Source organism: Thermodesulfobacteriota bacterium, assembly GCA_040753795.1.
Classification (GTDB): domain Bacteria; phylum Desulfobacterota; class Desulfobacteria; order Desulfobacterales; family Desulfosudaceae; genus JBFMDX01.
Genome location: JBFMDX010000008.1, coordinates 75,374 through 95,619 on the forward strand (window position 1 = coordinate 75,374; position 20,246 = coordinate 95,619).

Here is a 20,246-nt window from a genome sequence, read left to right on the forward strand (position 1 = left end):
AAGGAGAATGTCCTCTTGCAGACCGGGAAACTTTCCAGAAGGGAAAGAGAAAAGCTGCGCCAGCGCCAGGAAATCCTGACCGCCGCCCTCGGTCTTTTCTCCGAAAAAGGGTTCCACAACGTCTCCATCCAGGAAATCGCGGAAACCGCTGAATTTGCCATCGGCACCCTGTACAAGTTTTTTCAGAACAAGGAGGACCTGTACCGGGCGCTGGTCATGGAGCAGTGTGAACGGTTTGAAGCCGCTTTTCTGGCCGCCATCGAAGGGCCGGGCGATGAGATCGAAAAGCTGCGGAATTTTGTCCGGGCCCGGGGCGACATGTGCCGGAGCAATCTGCCGTTTGTGCGACTGTTTATCGCCGAAAGCAAGGGGGCGAGTTTCAACCTCAAGGCCGGCCTTGACGCGGAGCTCCGCCGACGGATCGACTTGTTTATGGAAAAACTGGCGCAGGTCTTTGCGCGCGGGATCGAAAGCGGGCGGTTTCAGAAAATCGCCGACCCTTACGCCCTGGCCGTTGCCCTGGACAGCGCCATTGACGCCTTTCTGCTGCTCTGGGTGGAATCGCCGGAACGTTTTCCTTATCCCGAAGATCCGGATGCCATACTGGATATTTTTTTAAAAGGGCTGCTCAGCCCGTGATGTCCCTTGCGGGTTTGATAATTAAATATCGGTATCATTATTAATAGGGAGACATTGATGCGATTGGAAAGACAAGCGTGGAAGCCGCTGGATCGGGTATGGGTTTTGTTGCTGCTGGCCGGTTTTCTGGGGCTGAACGCCTGCCAGAAAGGAAATGGACAGCAGGCCCCGCCAATTCCCGAAGCAGGGGTGGTCACCATCGCCCCGCGGCAGGTCAGGCTGACCAGCGAACTGCCCGGGCGCACCTCGGCCTTTCTCATGGCCGAGATCAGACCCCAGGTCAACGGCATTATAATGACGCGGGCCTTTCAGGAGGGGACCGATGTCAAGGCCGGCCAACTCCTGTATCAGATCGATCCGGCCCCGTACCAGGCGGCCCTGAACGCCGCCGTGGCGTCCCTCGCCGCGGTTGAGGCAAACCTGCCATCCCTGCAAGCCCGGGCGGACCGGTACCGGGAGTTGCTGGCCGACAAGGCGGTCAGTCAGCAGGATGTCGATGACGCGGCGGCCGCCCTGAACCAGGCCCTGGCTGAAATGCAGCGCTGGAAAGCGGCCATTGAAACCGCCCGCATCAATCTGGAGTACACCCGGGTTTCGGCCCCCATTTCCGGACGGATCGGCAAATCCGGCGTGACCGACGGGGCCACGGTAACGGCCTATCAACCGCAGCCCCTGGCCGTTATTCAGCAGCTCGATCCCATTTATGTGGACGTCACCCAGTCTTCCGCCGACCTGCTGCGGCTCAAGCGCCGGCTGGAATCCGGGACCCTCAACGCGGATGGTGAGGCGGCGAAAAAAGTGGCCATCCAACTCGAAGACGGAACGCGCTATCCGCAGGAGGGGGACCTCCAGTTCCGCGATGTTACCGTGGACCCGACGACCGGTTCCTATGTCCTGCGGGTGGTGGTGCCGAATCCGGACCTGCTGCTGCTGCCGGGCATGTTCGTCCGGGCCGTGATTCAGGAAGGTGTTGCCCGGGAGGCCATTCTGGCGCCGCAGCAGGGCGTCAGCCGCAATACCAGAGGCGAACCGGTGGCCCTGGTGGTGGATGAGGCCAACATGGTTCAGTTGCGGACCCTGACCCTGGACCGGGCCATCGGGGATCAGTGGCTGGTCACCTCCGGGCTTTCCAGCGGTGACCGGCTGATCGTCGAAGGCATGCTCAATATCCGGCCGGGGGCCGAAGTCAGACCGGTTCCCCTGGATGCTGCCGCTCCGGCTTCCGGAGAGGCGGGTAACGGAGGAAAATAATGCTGTCCAGATTTTTTCTCGATCGTCCGGTTTTTGCCTGGGTTATCGCCATCATCATGATGCTGGGCGGGGCACTGGCCATTCACCATCTGCCGATATCCCAGTACCCGCCCATCGCTCCCCCGTCCATCGCCATCGACGCCTTCTATCCCGGTGCTTCGGCCGAAACAGTCGAGAACAGCGTGGTGCAGATCATCGAGCAGAAGATGACCGGGTTTGACAAGATGCTTTACATGACGGCCAGCAGCGACGCCTCCGGGTCCGGCCGAATCGAATTGACCTTCGCGCCGGGGACGGACGCGGATCTGGCCTGGGCCCAGGTGCAGAACAAGCTCCAACTGGCCATGGCCAGCCTGCCCGACGTGGTCCAGCGCCAGGGAGTCAAAGTCAGCAAGTCCACCCGCAACTGGCTGATCATCGTGGGGCTGACGTCGCTCAACGACAGCATGAGCGATATCGACCTGGCCGACTACGCCCAGGCCAATCTGGAGCAGGTCCTGGCCCGGGTGCCGGGCGTGGGCGAGGTGGAAGTCTTCATGTCTCAGTATGCCATGCGGCTCTGGCTCAATCCGGAAAAATTGACCGATTATCGCCTGACCATGGAGGATGTCATCGCGGCGCTGAAGGCCTATAACGCCGAGGTGTCCGCCGGCCAGTTCGGCGGCGCGCCGGCCGTGGACGGCCAGCGGCTGAACGCCTCCATTATCGTCCAGAGCCTGCTCAAGACGCCGGAGGAGTTCGCCGCCGTTCCGCTGCGCATCAATCCCGACGGGTCGATGGTGCGGGTGAGCGACGTGGGCCGGGTGGAACTGGGCACCGAACGATATGGCAGCCATCCGCTGTATAACGGCCATCCCGCCACCGCCCTGGCCGTGCGCCAGGCCGCCGGCGCCAATGCCCTGGCCACGGCCGATGCCGTCAAAGCCAAAATGAAGGATCTGGCCAAATACTTTCCGCCCGGCATGGAGGTCATCTATCCCTACGACACCACGCCGTTTGTGCGGGTCGCCATTGAAGAGGTAGTCAAAACCCTGCTGGAAGCCGTGCTGCTGGTCTTTCTGGTGATGTACCTTTTCCTGGGCAACATCCGGGCCACGCTGATTCCCACCCTGGCCATGCCGGTGGTCATTCTGGGCACGTTCGCCGTGCTGGGAATATTCGGCTTTTCCATCAATATGCTGACCATGTTCGCCATGGTCCTGGCCATCGGCCTGCTGGTGGACGACGCCATCGTGGTGGTGGAAAACGTGGAACGGATCATGACGGAAGAAGGTCTTTCGCCCCGGGAGGCCACCCGCAAATCCATGGACGAAATCACCAGCGCCCTGATCGGCATCGGGCTGGTGCTGGCGGCGGTGTTCGGCCCCATGGCCTTTTTCGGCGGCTCCACCGGCGTCATCTACCGCCAGTTTTCCATTACCGTTATTTCCGCCATGCTCCTGTCCGTGCTGGTGGCCCTGATCCTGACGCCGGTGCTGTGCGCCTCCCTCCTCAAACCCGTCCCCAAAGGGCATGAGCCCGCGGACAACGCTTTTTTCCTTTTCCGCCCGTTTTTCCGCTGGTTTGACCGGACCTTTTTTCGGATTCGCGATAAGTACCAGGCCGCCATCGGCGGCATCCTGAACCGGAAGAGCCGGTTTTTGTTCATTTACCTGTTGCTGGTGGCGGCGCTCTTCTTCCTTTTTCAGCGCATGCCCACCGCCTATCTGCCCAGCGAAGACCAGGGCGTCATGTTCGCTCAGGCCATGCTGCCGTCCGGTTCGACCCTGGAGCAGACCGACGCGGTCATGAAACAGATCCGGGATCATTTTATGAAGGATGAGGCCGAAACCGTTAAATCCATTTTCACCATATCCGGCCGGGCGTTTTCCGGCGCCGGACAGAATGTCGGCATGGCTTTTGTTCACCTCAAGGACTGGAAAGAACGCAATCGGCCGGACATGAAAATCAACGCCGTGGTGGGGCGGGCCATGATGAAATTTTCCGCCATCCGCAATGCCCGCGTTTTCGCCTTTCCGCCGCCGGCGGTGGTGGAACTGGGGCAGGCCGGCGGGTTTGATTTTCAACTCCAGGATCGCGGCGGGGTAGGCCACCAGGCCCTGATGGCGGCCCGCAATCAACTGCTCGGTATGGCTGCCAAGGACGACCGGCTGACCAAGGTCCGGCCCAACGGTTTGAATGACGTGCCCCAGTACCACATCGATATTGATTGGGACAAGGCCGGCGCCCTGGGTATTCCCCTTAACTCCATTCAAAACACCATCGCCGCCTCTTTCGGCAGCGCTTATGTCAATGATTTTATCCAGAAAGGCCGGGTCAAGCGGGTCTTTGTTCAGGCCGACGCGCCTTACCGCATGCTGCCCGGGGATCTGGAAAAACTTTACGTGCGCAACGCCGCCGGAACCATGACGCCTTTTTCGGCGTTCGCCACGGGGCACTGGTTTGAGGGCTCGCCGCGACTGGAGCGTTTCAACAGTTTTTCTTCGGTCAACATCTGGGGGGAGCCGCCGCCGGGAAAAAGTTCCGGTGAGGCTATGACCGCCATGGAGGAGATCGCCGCCAAGCTGCCCAAGGGCATCGGCTTTGACTGGACCGGTATTTCCTACCAGGAGCGCATGGCCACGTCCCAGACCGGACTGCTGTATGCCTTTTCCATGATCGTTATTTTTCTGTGTCTGGCGGCCCTTTACGAAAGCTGGACCGTTCCCATTGCCATCATGCTTTCCTTGCCCCTGGGCGTCATCGGCGGCGTGCTGGCCTCGTCATTGCGGGGATTTCCCAATGACGTCTACTTCCAGATCGGGCTGCTGACGGTTCTGGGACTGACCACCAAAAACGCCATCCTGATTGTCCAGTTCGCCATGGCCAAGGTGGCCGACGGCATGGGCCTGCTGGAGGCCACCCTGGCAGGCGCCCGGCTGCGTCTGCGGCCCATTGTCATGACATCCCTGGCGTTCGGATTCGGCGTGCTTCCCCTGGCGCTGGCGTCAGGCGCCGGCGCCGGCGCCCAGACCGCCATCGGCACCGGTGTCCTTGGCGGCATGCTGACCTCCACCTTTCTGGCGATTTTCTTCATTCCGCTGTTTTACATGACGGTGGTCCAGACGTTTGGGAAAAAGAAGCCGCGAACGCAAACGCCCGTTTCCGACGGCGGGACTTCTTCGGAGGTGCGCTGACATGACAAGTAAAAAGCTTATTTCCATGGCCATTGCCGGTCTTCTTTTCGCCGGCTGCACCATGATTCCCAAATACAACCGGCCCCAGGCGCCTGTGCCGGAGAGCTGGCCGGCCGTGAGCGACTACGGGGATGCCGCCGGGGACACCGGCGCCGTTCCGGCCGCGGATCTGGCGTGGCGCCAGTTCTTCACGGATCCCCGTCTCCAGAAGCTGATTGAGACGGCCCTGGTTAACAACCGCGACCTGAAAGCCGCGGCCCTCAACGTGGAGCGGGCCCGGGCCATGTACCGCATTCAGCGCAGCGAACTGCTGCCGGCGGTGGACGCTTCCGGTTCCCATTACCGGCAGCGCATGCCCGGCGATCTTTCCCGATCCGGAGAGTCCACGGTTTCCGGGGAAGACTGGCTGAAGGTGGGCATTACCGCCTGGGAAATGGATTTGTTCGGGCGTATCCGCAGCCTGAATAAGCGGGCCCTGGAAGAATATCTGGCCACGGACCAGGCCCGCCGCGGCGCCCAGATCCTGCTGATATCGGAAATCGCCAACACCTGGCTGACCCTGGCCGCGGACCGCGACTCCCTGGCGTTGTCCCGTTCCACCCTGGCCGCCCGGCAGGAGGCTTTCGCCCTCATCCGGCGGCGTCATGAAGTCGGGGTGGCCACCCGGCTGGATTTGAGCCAGGCCCGGACCGGATTGGAAGCGGCCCGGGTGGACGCGGCCCGGCTGGCTGAGCAGGTGGCCCGGGATGAAAACGCCCTTAATCTTCTGGCCGGAAGTCCGGTGCCCGCGGACCTGTACCCGCCGTCGCTGACCGGACTGGCGCCCCTGGGGGACATCGCGCCCGGAACGCCGTCCGAGGTGCTGCTGCGGCGGCCGGACATTCTCCAGGCCGAAAACAATCTTAAGGCCGCCTATGCCAACATCGGAGCGGCCCGGGCCATGCTGTTTCCCCGCATTGCCCTGACTACGTCTTACGGGACCGCCAGTGATGAATTGTCCGGCCTGTTTGATTCCGGATCGCGGGCCTGGGTGTTCGGCGTTCAGGCCGGGCTGCCGGTGTTTGATCCGCGGGTCTGGTCGGCCCTGAAAGTCAGCCAGGTGGAAAGAGAAATCGCCCTGACGCAATACGAGGGGGCGATTCAAGCCGCGTTCCGTGAAGTGGCCGACGCCCTTGCCCGCAAGGGCAGTATCGGCGAACAGAAGGACGCCCAGCGGTCTTTAGTGGAAGCCACCGCGGAAACCCACCGGCTTTCCGCCCTCCGTTATGACAAGGGCAGCGGTATTTACTTAAACGTCCTGGACGCCCAGCGGGCCCTGTACGCGGCCGAGCAGGGGCTTATCGCCGTTCAACTGGCGGATCTGGCCAATCAGGTGCGTCTTTACGCCGCTATGGGTGGAGGCGGGGATCGGGCTGCGGAGAGCGGGGAAAAATAGAGGGTTCAAGGGGCCGAGGGTTCAGGGTTCACGGGGGGCCGGCGTTCTGGTTACAGCTTTTCCGCTGCGCCTCGTTCAGGATCGATGCGGCTGTTTCCAGATACGGGTGATGCCGGCCCAGGGCGTCGGCATAAAGGTCCACAACCCGGCGCATATAAAAAACGGCCTGCGGGTAATCTCCCCGGGCATGGCTGACCAGGCCGAGGTTAAAATAAGTCGCGGCGGTCATGGGGTGATTTTCCCCCAGCGTCTCCAGCTCAATGTCCAGGGCCTGCCGGTAATACCCGATAGCGGTTTCGTAATCCCCGCGGCTGCCATAGGCCAGTCCGATATTGTTGAAGGATTCGGCGACATGGGGATGCCGTTCCCCCAGCAACCTTATTCTGATGGCCAGGGCCCTGTGAAAAACAGCCAGGGCTTTTTCACCGTCTCCCCGGTTATACCAGGCGCTGCCCAGGTTGTTGTATATGGCGGCCGTATTCAGGTTTTCATCGTCTCCGCCCGCCCGTTCCATCTCCAGCGCCTGCTGATAATAATAAAGAGCCGCGTCCGAATCGCCCTTGCCGTCAAGAGCCAGGCCGATGTGACTATGGATTTCAAACAGGTGACGGCTGCCGGCGCCGAAAACGGTTTGCAGGATGCCCAGCGCTTCCTGATGGCAGGCCAGGGCCTGGTCAAAATTTCCCTGCCGGTAATAAACCAGGCCGATATTGCTCAGGCTTTCAGCCACATCCGGGTGCGTTTCGCCCAGTTGCTCTTTTCTGATTCTCAAGGCCTTGTTTAAAAAGAACAGGGCGTTGTCCAGACCGCCCGCTTCTTTATAGGCCAGCCCCAGGTTGTTGCAGGGGATCGCCTTATCCGGAGATTTGCGGACGGTATCCTGCCAGAAGACGAGGGGATCGGCCCAGACCCGGTTGCGCCGGTATGTGCCCCAGGCGCAGAGGGCGATCAGCAGGCAGACCGCTATGGCTCCGGCCGGGGCCGGTTTGATCCGGCGGGTCAGGAAATGGGCCGCCGCGATGGCCGGAAAAACCGAGGGCAGGTAGGTGCGGTGCTCAAAAATCAGGGCTAGCCCCAGAAACGACGACTCGATGGCCAAGGCGGCCAGAAACCAGAAAACGGAAAAAGCGTAAAGCCGGTGTTTCCCGGCCGCGACCACGGCGACGGCCGTCAGGGCCGCCAGCGCCAGAATGGCCGGCAGGGTCACAACCGGGTTGACCAGGCAGTAACTTAAGGGAAAATCGTAATCCAGGTTGAGCCGGTCCGGGTGGGGGAACAGCAGCAGCGTCAGATAATACAGGATGACCCCGGGCTCGGTCAGCAGCCGCTGGCCTGGCGTGAAATCCAGTTTGGCGTACATTCCCGCCAGTTTTTCAAAGGGGTGCCCCGCCGTCAGCACAAGCGCGGCGACAACCGCGGCCAGAGCGGCCGGGCCTATCCAGGCGAGCTGCTTTTTCAGCCAGGCCCGGCTCAAGTCCTGGAAAAAAAACCATTCATAGAGCAGGAGGAGGACCGGCAGGATGGCGGCGGTCTCCTTGGCGGCCAGGCCGCACAGGCCGGAAAGCGCGGTTCCGGCCAGCAGGATCAGCGGCCGGTAACCGGTCCGGCCTTGCCGCTGCAGCCGCCGGGCCGTGATGTAGCAGACCATGGCCAGGAGCACGAACATGGCCGACAGGGCGTTCATGCGCTGGACGATATAAGTGACCGACTGGGTATGCACGGGGTTGACCAGCCACAGGGCCGCGGCCAGAAAGGCCGTCCCCGCCCCCTGTTTAGCGTCCGGTCCGGGGGTGAGGCGGGCGACCAGAAACACCAGCAGGGCCGAGAAGATATGGATGGCCAGGTTGACCAGGCGGTATCCGGCCACATCATATCGGCCGATGTAATAATTGAGGGCAAAGGAAGCGTTAGCCAGAGGGCGAGCAGGGTTTGGACTTTTTAAAATATTGACAAGATTGTCCCGCGTGACAGCCGTCAGGCGGATACCCGGATTATTAACGATGTTGGCCATGTCGTCGAACACAAAGGGCGCCCGGAGCGCCGGCGCGTACAGATACCAGACGGCGGCGGTGAATACGGCCGCGACAAGAATGATTGCGGATAAAGTTCGCAGAGATTGGTTCATACCGGCTTTAAAAGCTGATGACTACCATTTCAAATCAATGATGAAGCGCCCCTCCACCGACCCGTCCGGGCCGTTTTTTGTAAGATAGCCGAGCGGGCCGGCCATTGCAACTTTACAGATGAAACCATTTTCGAAGCTTGCATGAACACCCGGGAAATTCTATAAGAATATCTTATGAACGCGGTCATATACACGGACGATCGCTGAATCATGGCCTTTTGGCGGTGATGACAAGATGAAAAAAAAAGATCTCCTGATTATCGGGCTGATCACGATGGCGGCGCTGGGAATGATGGAAATCGCCTGCCGGGTATACGGTTCAGCCAGAAACGCGGATTCGGATTTCCGGTTTTATATCCGGCACGTGGACAACGACCTGCGCCTGGATTATATCGTTGAAGACCCGCTTCTGATGTGGGCGCTGCTGCCGGGATACAAAGACCGCCACGTGACGATCAGCAGCCAGGGCTTCCGGGACAGGGAATATGATAAGAAAAAACCCGACGGTGTTTTCCGTATTCTCTGCCTGGGAGATTCGAGTACCTTCGGTTTTCCAATGCCCCTGGAACTGACCTATCACGCCCTGCTGGAAGAGCGGCTGAACCGTGAACAGGCGCGTTCCGACCGGCGCTATGAGGTGATCAACGCCGGGGTTCTCGGATACACCTCGCTTCAGGGCTTGAGCCTGTACCTGTTCCGGGGCGCCGCATTCAAGCCGGACCTGGTGACGGCCTATTTCGGCGCCAATGAAACCGTCACCCGTTTTTATTTAAGCGACGCCGATATCTTGAAACCCGGCCGGCCGAAATGGCTGAGGCTTTTTGTGAACAAGTGGCTGCTGAGATCATCGCTGGTCAGGGTGATCCGCAAAAACTTCTCCGATGTTTCCGGAGGGGAATCGGGGGCAAAACCCCTGAAAGAGCGCTTGTCAGCCGAAGATTTCCGTCAGACCCTTCTAAAACTCAAAGACGCCTGCGACCAAAACGGCGCCGGGCTGGTGCTGATTTCACCGATGCTGCGGTTCACCGGAATTGATGAAAAAAGAGAAATGAAAATCGTCCGTTATCGGCAGGTTCTCGAGCAGACAGCCGCTGAAGCGGGGATTCCCCTGCTGACGATCCCGGAGATGACCGAAAAGAATACCGCCGATGACTCAACCGCCCTCTTCCAGGCAAACGATGCCGTCCACCCCAGCCCGGCCGGCCATCTGCTGATCATGCGGCGGCTCCATGACTTTCTCATTGAAAACGGACTGCTGGAATGACAACGCGGCGCTGGCATTACCTTGTCCTGATCCTCATGCCGGTCGTGTTTTTTCTTTTGCTGGACCTGGGTCTGCGTCTGGCCGGGATCAATCCTTATGAAAAGGAGTCGCTTTCTCCGCGGTTGCCCGCTTCAGCCGGCAGTCTCTATGAAAAGAGCGTTCTGCCTGACGGCCGGGAGGCTTATGTCTGTTTGGCCGGAGGAACTGACCCCCGCCGGCTCCAGCCCATTTTGACGCCTAAACCGGAAAACGCGTTTTATATTTTTGTCTCCGGCGGCTCCGCCCCGGGCGGGTTCCCCTATTCCGGCCGGGTCGCTTTTCCGCAATGGCTCCAATCCGGGCTGGAGGCCGTCTACCCGGACCTCTCTTTCCATGTCGTCAACGCCGCCCTGCCCGGAATCACCATCAACACGGTTGCCGCCGTTGTCCTGGAAATGCTGGCGTATCAACCCGACGCGGTTGTCATCTATTCCGGCAACAACGAGCAGCGCAACCTGAACGAGGGAACGACCGTTTTTAGAAATACGGATGTCGGCTCCCGTCTGCTGCGCCTCTGCTGGAACCTCCGTTCCTTTCAGGTGTTGCACTACCTGATCGTCGGCCGGCGGCCCTCTTTTGACTGGAAATTCGCGGTGGCCGGCCCGGAGAACAAGGGTGCGCCCCGTTCGGCGGATGAACTCCCCTATCTTCTTGAAAAATATACCGCCGGTCTGAAGGAGATCTTCCGAATAACTTCCGAAGCCCATGTGCCCCTGGTGTTCTGCACCGTCCCGGTCAACGAAAAAGACTGGCCGCCTTATGTGTCGATTCATTCCCAACCGCTTACGGAACCGGATCAGGCGCGCTGGATGGATGATCTCCGCCGGGCCGCGCAACGGCTCGACAGCCACCGTCCCCGGGAGGCCGGGGATATCTGTCGGCGGTTGCTGGATCAGGACAGCCGCTACGCCCTGGCCCATTTCCTCCTGGGGAAAGCCAGTGAGCAGATGGGACAATATGAAGCGGCGCGGGAGGCTTACCAGGCGGCTCTGGATGAGGACGGCCTGCGGCTGCGGGCCTGCGGCGCCTTGAACCGGACACTGCTGGCGTTCTGCCGGTCCCGGTCCATCCCTGTGGCCGACTGCGTCAGTGCCTTGCGCCGTGACGCCGCCAACGGCCTTCTCGGCTTTGATCAGTTCCTGGACAACTGCCATCCCAAACCGGCCGTTCACCGGGACCTTGGCAGGGAGGTCGGTCGCGCCCTGATCCAATCCGGCGCGCTCCCCCCGCCGCCGGAAGACTGGCCGAGCCGGTTTGAAAGCGGTCTGGCCCGATACGCCCGGGACATGATCATTGCCGACCAGGAACAGGCCCTGGCCTGCCTGAATACGGCGAAGGCCCTGCTGGAAGGGATCACCTTCCGCATGGACGCGGAGGCGTTCCGGCGGGCGGAGGAAATGCTGGCCCTGGCCCTGGACGCGGACCCGGCGCTCTGCACCGGCCATTTCTACCTGGGCATCATCCACTTTCTGGCCGGAGACCCCGGGCTCGCCCGGAAGCAATGGCAGGCGGAACTGGAATCCTGCCCCCGTTTCCCGGATACCCGGATCGCCCTGGATCTGCTGGATTCCGGACGGTTGAGCCGGGAGATGCTGCTTCAGAAAAGCGTGTTTAACCTGCCGGTTCCGGAACCCTGATGCCCATTTTTATCCGTCAGTGTCAGTGAACGGCCAGGCGCTTCAGACGGAATACAGGCGCCGGAGGGGATTCGCCGGCGACAAACAGGTCGCCGGTCGAAGGCTGAATGCACAGCCCCTCCCGGATGGGCAGCAGGCCGACGCCCGGATGAGGCAGGGGAACGGTGACGCCGGGCGCTGCTATTGCCGATCGCCAGGACTGTTCCGGTGGTTTGACAAAGGCGTAAGCATGCTTGTAGGTCAGGATGACCAGCCGGCTGCCGTCGGTTGACAGGTCCATGGCCGTCGGCCGCGACCAGGAAAACCCGTACGGCTGTCTGACGTCTTCAGGGGTGGGCCGCGGGATAGAGGCCGGGCCGATAACCGTGGCCTTCACCTCCGCGGCATCGGGCAGCAGGGGCAGTTCGTAAAGAACCGGCGACCGGGAGTGTTTGCTTAACAGCAGAACCCGCTTTCGAGGGACGTCAACGGCCGCCGCCTCGCAGTCCCGGGGGCCGTCCGGATATGCAAACTGAATCCGCCATTTTACCGGCAAGGTCCCTTCCTGCACCTGCAGGCCTTCCATAACTTCCGGTTCTTCGACAACATAAAGGGCAAAATGAGTCCGGCCGGCCATATTGTCGCCGGTGTCGGCGATGAGCAGGTAAGGAATCTGGTCCAGGGTAAAGGAGGCCAGGTCCTCCCAGTCATCGTTGGGCGTGCCGGCGAGGATGAATTTCCCGAGGATGCGGCCGTTCGGCGTGATGGCGAACAGCGCGGCCGGGTTGCCGCTGTCATTGATGACCCACAGCAGGTTGTCATCCCGCCGCGAGGCGGCCAGGCCCGAGGCTTCGGCAATCTCCGGGTCGACAATAGTTCCGACCTGAACCGCCGGGCCGTAGAGCGCTTCCTTGCCGGCCGGTTCCGGGGCAACCGGCGGCGCGGCCCCGCCCTGGAGGCGAACCAGGATGAGAGCGAACATCAGAACCGACAGTATTGACCGCCTGCTCATGTCGCTTGTCTCCCTGCCATGATTGTTGCTCCTGTTTTCAACGACGCGTCGTCATGCCGGCCAGCGATAAAAACCGAGCGGAACCCAAAGGAATAAAGTTTCATGCGAGTTTAACCGATTGACGCAATGGTGAGTGATATCCTATCATAATTTTTAAAAGGCGCCGCTAAAAACCGCCTTACTAATTACCATCAAAGGTTTCTTTATGAGCAGCGGATCTGACCATTGCCGGGAACTGGCCGCGAGGATTCTGAACCTGATGGCCGCCGGATTTGAAGCGGACGCGTCCGTTGTTCATTTCATCAACTCCACGTTTGCTTATCCCGGCTATGGGCAACTGCAAGCCATTTTAAACAACGCCGACAGTGCTGATCGGGAAGGACTGATCGAACTGATTATTTCTCCGGATCCGGTCGTCTGCCGCGAGATGGAGGAGTTGTTTTCGCGAGCCTCTTTTTCGGACGAAGCTGTTAATAAGGTGCTATCCCTGCTGCCGGAAGCGCTTTCGACCAGCGTCCGGGTACCCGGCCTGTCCGGGGCGGTCTGCTTTTTCGTACCAGGTTCCTGCCGGCGCCGGTTTCTTGGCCAACTTAACTTAACGCGGGCCATCGACCCGGAGATCCGAGCTGCCCTGGAAGAGCGCCTGCCGGAGCGTTCCGACCTGCTGGCGGCCCTGGCCGCCATCCGTCACTCCCGGGCGGATCTGACCGGGCCGCGAACATCGTTTCTGCTGCGATTCATCCGGCAATCCGGTCCGGCCACAAAAGAGCAATGGTTTTCTTATCTTGAGGTGATCCTCGACCTTCCGGGCCGGCCGATAACGGATGAAGACATGTGGATGGTTTTCGGCGCGGAAAGAGAACGCTGCCTGAAGCAGATGGAATACAGCCGCCGGGTGACGGAACAGTTGAATAAAAGCAACATGGAAACCCTCCTTCTCCAGGGCACCCGCATCGGGGCGACCGCCGATATCGAAAAGATTTCGCAACAAATCAAGACAATTGATGAAATCTGCCTGATCGTCTGGGGCCGGATTCCCATGGCCGGCGGGGCGGGTTTCCCGTCTTCGGATGCGGTCTCCTTTCTGTTTGAAAAAGAAACGCCCGGGGAGTAATATCTATTCTTCATTTTTAACTGGTGTCCATTCGTTGTTTTTATTAATAGGCTCACCGAAACGTTTTCAAATGGGACACAACCCATGACCACCCGCCCCTTCATCGGCATCACCATGGGAGATCCGGTCGGGATCGGACCGGAAATCATCATCCGCGCCCTGGCGGACGAATCCCTGTACGCGCTTTGCCGCCCCCTGGTGATCGGCGATATCGATGTGTTAAAACGGGCCGCCGGGATTGTCGGCCAGAATCCCCTCTTTCATCCGGTCCCTGATCCGGCTGCCGGGAAATATGTTCGCGGCACCATCGCCGTGATAAACCCTTGCGGCCCCTTTTCCGGCCCGGTCGAGTGGGGCCGGCCTACCCCGGAGACCGGCCGCTTCATGGAGGCGTACATTACCACGGCCGTCGACCTGGCCGTGTCCGGAAAAATCGCCGCCATGGTGACCGCGCCTATTAATAAGGAAGCGTTGAAAATGGGCGGCAGCCCCTACACCGGCCACACCGAGCTGATCGCCGAGCGGGTCGGCTGCAAGCGCTACGCCATGATGCTGGCCGGCGACCGCCTGCGGGTGGTGCTGGTGACCATCCATATGGCCCTGACCAGGGTCCCGGCCGCGCTGACGCCGGAAAAGATTCAGACCGTTCTGGAGATCACGGCCGAAAGCCTGCGGTCCCGGTTCGGCATCGTTTCTCCCTCTATCGCCGTGGCCGGGCTAAATCCCCATGCCGGCGAAGGCGGCCTGTTCGGTGATGAAGAGGCGCGGCTCATCGCGCCGGCCGTGGACAAGGCCCGGCAAACCACCGGCGCGACCATCACCGACCCGCTGCCGCCGGACACCGTTTTCGTGGCCGCGGCCGCCGGCCGCTACGACGCCGTGGTCTGCATGTATCATGACCAGGGGCTGATTCCCCTCAAGCTGCTCCACTTTGAAGACGGCGTCAACACCACCCTGGGCCTGCCCATCATCCGCACCTCCGTGGACCACGGCACGGCCTATGATATCGCCGGCACCGGCAAGGCGGGCTGCGCCAGCCTGATAGCGGCCGTCCGCATGGCGGTTCATCAGGCGACCCGGTCCGCCGCCGGAACGGAACGGCCATGACCACTGATGCCATCATTATCCGGGGCGCCCGGCAGCATAACCTGAAAAACATCGACGTGACCCTGCCGCGCAACAAGCTGGTGGTTGTCACCGGCCTGTCCGGGTCAGGCAAGTCCTCCCTGGCTTTTGACACCCTATACGCCGAGGGCCAGCGCCGCTACGTGGAATCCCTGTCCACCTATGCCCGCCAGTTTCTGGGCCGCATGGACAAGCCCGACGTGGACGTCATCGAAGGGCTGTCGCCGGCCATCGCCATCGAGCAGAAGACGGCCGGCCACAACCCCCGCTCCACCGTGGGTACGGTCACCGAAATTTACGACTACCTGCGGCTGCTGTTTGCCCGCTGCGGCCGCCCCCATTGTTATCTGTGCGGCCGGCCGATCTCGTCCCAGAGCATCGACCAGATCATGGATCAGGTCACGGCCCTGCCCGGGGGCACGGCCATCGTCATTCTCTCGCCCCTGGTGACCGGCCAGAAAGGGTCCCACGAAAAGCTGCTGGCCCGCCTGAAAAAAGAGGGGTTCGCCCGGGTCCGGGTCGACGGCGAGCAGCATGAACTGGAAGCGGTCCCCAAGCTGGAAAAAAACAAAAAGCACACCATCGAGGTGGTCTGCGACCGGCTCCATGTCCGGCCGGGCATTGAAAAGCGCCTGGCCGACTCCCTGGAACTGGCCCTGTCCAAATCCGAGGGCATGGCCATCGTGGACGTGCTGGAGGCCGGGACCCGCCAGGCCGCCAGCACCCTGCTGTTCAGCGAAAAATCCGCCTGTACCGTCTGCGGCATCAGTTGCCCGGAACTGACCCCGGCCAGCTTTTCCTTCAACTCCCCCCAGGGCGCCTGCCCCAAGTGCGACGGCCTGGGGTCGGTCATGGAATTTGCCCCGGACCTGCTGGTGCCGGATCCCAACCTGTCCCTGCGGCAGGGGGCCATCGCCATCTGGGCCAACCGCAATTCCGTTCAGTTCGCGGATTTTCTGGACGCCCTGACCGCCTTTTACAAGGTGGATATCTATACCCCTTACAAAGATCTGCCGGAACCCTTCCGGCAGATCCTGCTGTATGGCTCGGGCCGGACCGAGATCCCGTTCTACGTGGAGCGGGGCGGCCGGCGCCTGACCTACACCAAGGCCTTTGAGGGCGTCATTCCCAATCTGCACCGCCGCTACCTGGAAACCGATTCGGCCTGGTCCCGGGAGGAGATGCGGCAGTACATGAATTTCAGCGTCTGCGACGAATGCCGGGGGACACGCCTGAACCGCTCCAGCAGCGCCGTCACCGTCGGCGGCCGCACCATTTCCCAGACCACCGCCCTGTCCGTGGCCGCGGCCCGGGAATTTTTCGCCGGCCTGGCCTTTGCCGGCAAGGAGAAGATCATCGCCGCGCCGGTGTTAAAGGAGATCGACGAACGGCTCGGTTTTCTGGCGGACGTGGGCCTGACCTACCTGACCCTGGACCGCGGCGCCGGCACCCTCTCCGGCGGTGAAAGCCAGCGCATCCGCCTAGCCACCCAGATCGGCTCCAAGCTGACCGGCGTGCTGTACGTGCTGGACGAGCCCAGCATCGGCCTGCACCAGCGGGATAACCTGCGGCTGCTCTCCTCCCTGCTGAAAATGCGGGACCTGGGCAACACGGTCCTGGTGGTGGAGCATGACCGGGAGACCATCATGGCCGCCGACCACGTGGTGGACATGGGTCCCGGCGCCGGCATGAAGGGCGGCTCGGTGGTGTTCGCCGGCCCGCCGGCGGAGATGCTCAACCACCCCGAGTCCCTGACCGGGCAGTATTTTTCCGGCCGCAAATCCATCGCCGTGCCGGAAAAACGGCGGCCGGCCGGCAAGAAGGCCCTGGTCGTGCGCGGCGCCCGCCAGAACAACCTCAAGAACATCGACGTGGCCTTCCCCCTGGGCACCCTCATCTGCGTCACCGGCGTGTCCGGGTCCGGCAAGTCCACCCTGGTGCTGGACACCCTTTACCGGCGCCTGGCCCAGCGCATCAACCAGTCCCGCAAAACACCGGGACGGCATGACGACATCACCGGCATCGAACTGGTGGACAAGGTCATCAACATCGACCAGTCGCCCATCGGCCGCACGCCCCGCTCCAACCCCGGCACCTATACCGGCGTCTTCACCTTCATCCGCGAGCTCTTTGCCGAAACGCCCGACGCCCGGACCCGGGGCTACACTCCCGGCCGGTTCAGCTTCAACGTCAAGGGCGGCCGCTGCGAAGCCTGCGAGGGTGACGGCATCATCAAGATCGAGATGCATTTTCTGCCGGATGTGTTCGTGGCCTGCGACATCTGCAAGGGGAAGCGCTACAACCGGGAAACCCTGGAAGTCCACTACAAGGGCAAAACCATCGCCGACGTGCTGGACATGACCGTCAACCAGGCCATGGAGTTTTTCAAGAATATCGGCAGTATCCGCACCAGGCTGCAGACCCTGGTGGACGTGGGCCTGGGCTATATTCACCTGGGCCAGGCCGCCACCACCCTGTCCGGCGGCGAAGCCCAGCGCATCAAACTCTCCCGGGAGCTGAGCAAGCGAGGCACCGGCCAGACGGTCTATTTCCTGGACGAGCCCACCACCGGCCTGCACATCGACGACATCCAGAAGCTGCTGGCCGTGATCGACCGGCTGGTGGAGACCGGCAACACGGTCATCATCATCGAGCACAACCTGGACGTGGTCAAACACGCCGATTATATCATCGACCTCGGCCCGGAAGGCGGCGACGAGGGCGGCCGGGTGGTGGCCAAAGGCACCCCCGAACAGGTGGCCGCCGTCAAAGAATCCCACACCGGCCGGTTTCTGAAACAAGTGCTGTGATCTCTTATCCCGCCGGGGAAAAATTTTTCCGTTTTTATCTTGACTTTAACCGGGAGTTTTTATAAACATTTCTGGTTTACTTGACTGATCCCCAGTAGCTCAGTCGGCAGAGCAGGTGGCTGTTAACCACCGTGTCCGCGGTTCGAGTCCGTGCTGGGGAGCCAAAATTCAAAATGGCCTTTTTTCGTCGAAAAAGAGGCCATTTCTTTTTTGCAGGCCATGTTGCTTTCAACAAGCATATCAAACGGCTGCCGATGATATCCAGCGCGCCGGCATGGATTTTGACTGTCAGATAAAATAGTTATCGGTATTTTTTTCTTGTTGCTTCTATGGATTGCACCACTTCATCCGCCAGCCAGGCGGGTGACAGCACCTTGACCTGATCGCCGAACGACAAAACCCAGGAAAGCACCTCCGGCTCCGATGAAGCGGTAAAGGTCAGGATGATGCCCTCCTTTTTCCTCTGAATTTTCTGGTCCGGGCTCAAGCGACGTTCCATGGCATAGGCAGCCGCATACCCGCTCAGCTCCAGCCTGACCCGGAAGGAATCGTCTTTTATTATGCCAAAGGCTTGGTTGAACTGTTTCTCAAAGTTATAGTCTTTGGGAACAACGAACTTTCTATCGGTCGGTGACACCTTTTCCAGCCGATGGACGGCCAGCAGGGGATCAAAGTCAAACTCCGTCTTCCGTGATCCGGGATAACGGGCCATGCCGGCGTGAAGATAAAGGGCGTTGTTATAGGCAAAAAGTTTGTAGGGCTTGATATAAAAGGTTTTGCCCGTCTCTTCCATGGGGCTTTTGTAAACGATCTCGCAGACGGTCTTCTCATCCATGGCCCTGATCAACCGCCGGATGTCTTGCTGCCGGGGCGTGTAATCGATGGTGCCGGGCAGAAAGGCCGCGAAGGAATCGGATCCGGCCGAGCCGGCCGCCAGCAAGCTGCTTTTCTGAATGGCCTTTTCAGACTCCAGAAACAGATCTTTGCCCAGCAAGTGCCGCGTAAAGGCCTGGCACATGTACAGCATGGACAGTTCGGACGGCGACATACTCACGGCGCCGGGAGGCGTTTCCGGCCGCGGGATCCGGTAATAGCTCTTTCTGCCTTCCCTGGTTTCTTCAATCGGCACATATGCCCGGCTGATATGATTGACTATCCGTATCACTGCCTGTTTGGAGCATTCCATCTCCTCGGCCAGGTCGCTCAGCGACCGGGATTTCCCTGTAAAATAAAGCTCGGCAAACAGCCAGATCAGCTTTTCCCCGTAGGTTTTATCCGATTTCTTCCGCGGCATGAGTCCCCCTCCTCATAAAAGGAATTATCGTTCCGTTTTATGGAACAATAACGTGCGATGCTGGTGGTGTCAAGCAGACGGATCGGATGGAACTTGTTTTTTATAGGTGCCACGAGGGAAAAAAGTGGACAATGACCCATTTATGCGTCATAATCGGGTCAAAACATAACCCAAAAAAAGATATTCGGGTCATCCATTGATGAGGTAATAATGACGCGCTATATATGGCAGCTCCCCGCATGGCCGAATCTGATCCGGGACGATTCAGCGCTGTTACGCCCCCTGGGCAAAACACGTCAGGCCCAGGGAGAACTGTTTGCCAGGGCAGATTATTTTGAGCTGAACCTGCAGGCCGATGTGCTGACCGAAGAGGCCTTCACCACCGCGGCCATAGAGGGCGAATCCCTTAACCGCCAAGCCGTCCGCTCATCCGTCGCCCGACGGCTGGGTCTGCCGACAGCCGGGTTGCCGGCCTCCGATCGGCACATTGACGGCCTGGTGGAAATGCTCATCGATGCCACCCGAAATTATGCCACGCCATTGACGGCATCAAGACTAAAAGGGTGGCAGGCGTCGCTTTTCCCGACCGGGTACGCGGGCCTGCACAGAATCGTCACGGGTGACTGGCGGCGGGACAAAACTCCCATGCAGGTAATTTCCGGGCCGGTCGGCAAGGAAAAAATACATTTTGAAGCCCCACCGGCCGCAAACGTGCCGGCTGAAATAAAACAGTTTCTGGCCTGGTTCAAATCATCGCCGGACCGGCTCGACGGACTGGTGCGGGCGGCCGAAGCCCACCTCCGCTTTGTCACCATTCACCCTTTTGCCGACGGCAACGGCCGCGTTGCCCGGGCCATCACCGACATGGCCCTGGCCCAGGATGAAAAAAAAGGCTTTCGCCTGTACAGTATGTCCGCCCAGATCAACGCCGAACGCGAGCAGTACTATAATGTCCTGGAACGGACGCAAAAGGGCAAGGGCGACATCACCGAATGGATCATCTGGTTTCTGGAATGTCTTCAGAGGGCAATGGAGCAATCCGCCCTCGAAATTAACAAGGTCATGGACAAAGCCCGCTTCTGGCGGAACGTGGCTGACCATAACCTTAACGACCGTCAGAAAAAAGCGGTCAACAAGCTTTTAGATGCAGGGCCCGGAGGATTTGAGGGGGGATTGACTAATAAAAAATACCGGGCCATGACCAGAACCACCCGGGAAACCGCTAAAAGAGACCTGATCCAACTGGTCGGCATGGGCATACTCAAAAAAAATCCCGGCGGCGGCCGCAGCGTCAGCTATGATCTGTTTTGGTCGGAATAACCGATCAAGTTCTTGCCTGTTTTTAC

13 protein-coding genes and 1 tRNA gene are annotated in these 20,246 nt (G+C 60.4%); 11 read left to right on the forward strand and 3 right to left on the reverse strand.

The window, feature by feature from the left end; genetic code table 11:
* The first annotated feature begins 15 nt into the window (after nucleotides 1-15).
* From AB1724_11215 to AB1724_11230, 4 genes are read left to right on the forward strand one after another with little or no spacing between them, the layout of a single operon-like run.
* On the forward strand, nucleotides 16-639 hold the full coding sequence (locus AB1724_11215; GenBank protein MEW6078374.1) for a TetR/AcrR family transcriptional regulator: 624 nt from the start codon (nucleotides 16-18) through the stop codon (nucleotides 637-639).
* Nucleotides 640-696: 57 nt separating this feature from the next.
* A complete protein-coding gene (locus AB1724_11220) occupies nucleotides 697-1,890 on the forward strand; it encodes an efflux RND transporter periplasmic adaptor subunit (GenBank protein MEW6078375.1) in 1,194 nt (397 codons plus the stop codon).
* On the forward strand, nucleotides 1,890-5,066 hold the full coding sequence (locus AB1724_11225; protein MEW6078376.1) for an efflux RND transporter permease subunit: 3,177 nt from the start codon (nucleotides 1,890-1,892) through the stop codon (nucleotides 5,064-5,066). The genes AB1724_11220 and AB1724_11225 overlap by 1 nt, the downstream gene beginning before the upstream one ends.
* A 1-nt stretch (nucleotide 5,067) precedes the next feature.
* The gene (locus AB1724_11230) at nucleotides 5,068-6,501 is read left to right on the forward strand and encodes an efflux transporter outer membrane subunit (GenBank protein ID MEW6078377.1); all 1,434 of its coding nucleotides are present in this window, start codon (nucleotides 5,068-5,070) and stop codon (nucleotides 6,499-6,501) included.
* Nucleotides 6,502-6,529: 28 nt separating this feature from the next.
* Here the strand turns inward: AB1724_11230 and AB1724_11235 are convergent, their stop codons facing one another.
* Entirely contained in the window at nucleotides 6,530-8,626 is a 2,097-nt protein-coding gene (locus AB1724_11235; protein MEW6078378.1) for a tetratricopeptide repeat protein, read from the reverse strand.
* Between the two features lie 235 nt (nucleotides 8,627-8,861).
* Between AB1724_11235 and AB1724_11240 the strand changes: the two genes are divergently transcribed.
* The gene (locus AB1724_11240) at nucleotides 8,862-9,890 is read left to right on the forward strand and encodes an SGNH/GDSL hydrolase family protein (GenBank protein ID MEW6078379.1); all 1,029 of its coding nucleotides are present in this window, start codon (nucleotides 8,862-8,864) and stop codon (nucleotides 9,888-9,890) included.
* Nucleotides 9,887-11,566, forward strand: coding sequence for a tetratricopeptide repeat protein (locus AB1724_11245; GenBank protein MEW6078380.1), 1,680 nt, complete (start codon nucleotides 9,887-9,889; stop codon nucleotides 11,564-11,566). Before AB1724_11240 ends, AB1724_11245 begins: the two co-directional genes overlap by 4 nt.
* A 22-nt stretch (nucleotides 11,567-11,588) precedes the next feature.
* On the opposite strand, the gene AB1724_11250 is transcribed toward AB1724_11245, so the two are convergent.
* On the reverse strand, nucleotides 11,589-12,557 hold the full coding sequence (locus AB1724_11250) for a hypothetical protein (GenBank protein ID MEW6078381.1): 969 nt from the start codon (nucleotides 12,555-12,557) through the stop codon (nucleotides 11,589-11,591).
* Between the two features lie 205 nt (nucleotides 12,558-12,762).
* Here AB1724_11250 and AB1724_11255 point away from each other — a divergent pair, with 205 nt between their 5' ends.
* From AB1724_11255 to AB1724_11270, 4 genes are all read left to right on the forward strand, one after another.
* Nucleotides 12,763-13,671 (forward strand): hypothetical protein, encoded by a 909-nt coding sequence (locus AB1724_11255; protein ID MEW6078382.1) that lies wholly within the window; start codon nucleotides 12,763-12,765, stop codon nucleotides 13,669-13,671.
* Nucleotides 13,672-13,755: 84 nt separating this feature from the next.
* A complete protein-coding gene (gene pdxA / locus AB1724_11260) occupies nucleotides 13,756-14,778 on the forward strand; it encodes a 4-hydroxythreonine-4-phosphate dehydrogenase PdxA (protein ID MEW6078383.1) in 1,023 nt (340 codons plus the stop codon).
* Entirely contained in the window at nucleotides 14,775-17,606 is a 2,832-nt protein-coding gene (uvrA, locus tag AB1724_11265; protein MEW6078384.1) for an excinuclease ABC subunit UvrA, read from the forward strand. Before pdxA ends, uvrA begins: the two co-directional genes overlap by 4 nt.
* Before the next feature lie 88 nt (nucleotides 17,607-17,694).
* Nucleotides 17,695-17,770: transfer RNA gene (locus AB1724_11270), tRNA-Asn, on the forward strand.
* Nucleotides 17,771-17,907: 137 nt separating this feature from the next.
* Here the strand turns inward: AB1724_11270 and AB1724_11275 are convergent.
* Nucleotides 17,908-18,900 carry a WYL domain-containing protein gene (locus tag AB1724_11275; protein MEW6078385.1) on the reverse strand — a complete coding sequence of 331 codons (993 nt, stop codon included), beginning with the start codon at nucleotides 18,898-18,900 and terminating at the stop codon, nucleotides 17,908-17,910.
* Between the two features lie 210 nt (nucleotides 18,901-19,110).
* Between AB1724_11275 and AB1724_11280 the strand changes: the two genes are divergently transcribed.
* Nucleotides 19,111-20,220 (forward strand): Fic family protein, encoded by a 1,110-nt coding sequence (locus tag AB1724_11280; GenBank protein ID MEW6078386.1) that lies wholly within the window; start codon nucleotides 19,111-19,113, stop codon nucleotides 20,218-20,220.
* Nucleotides 20,221-20,246 lie beyond the last annotated feature (26 nt).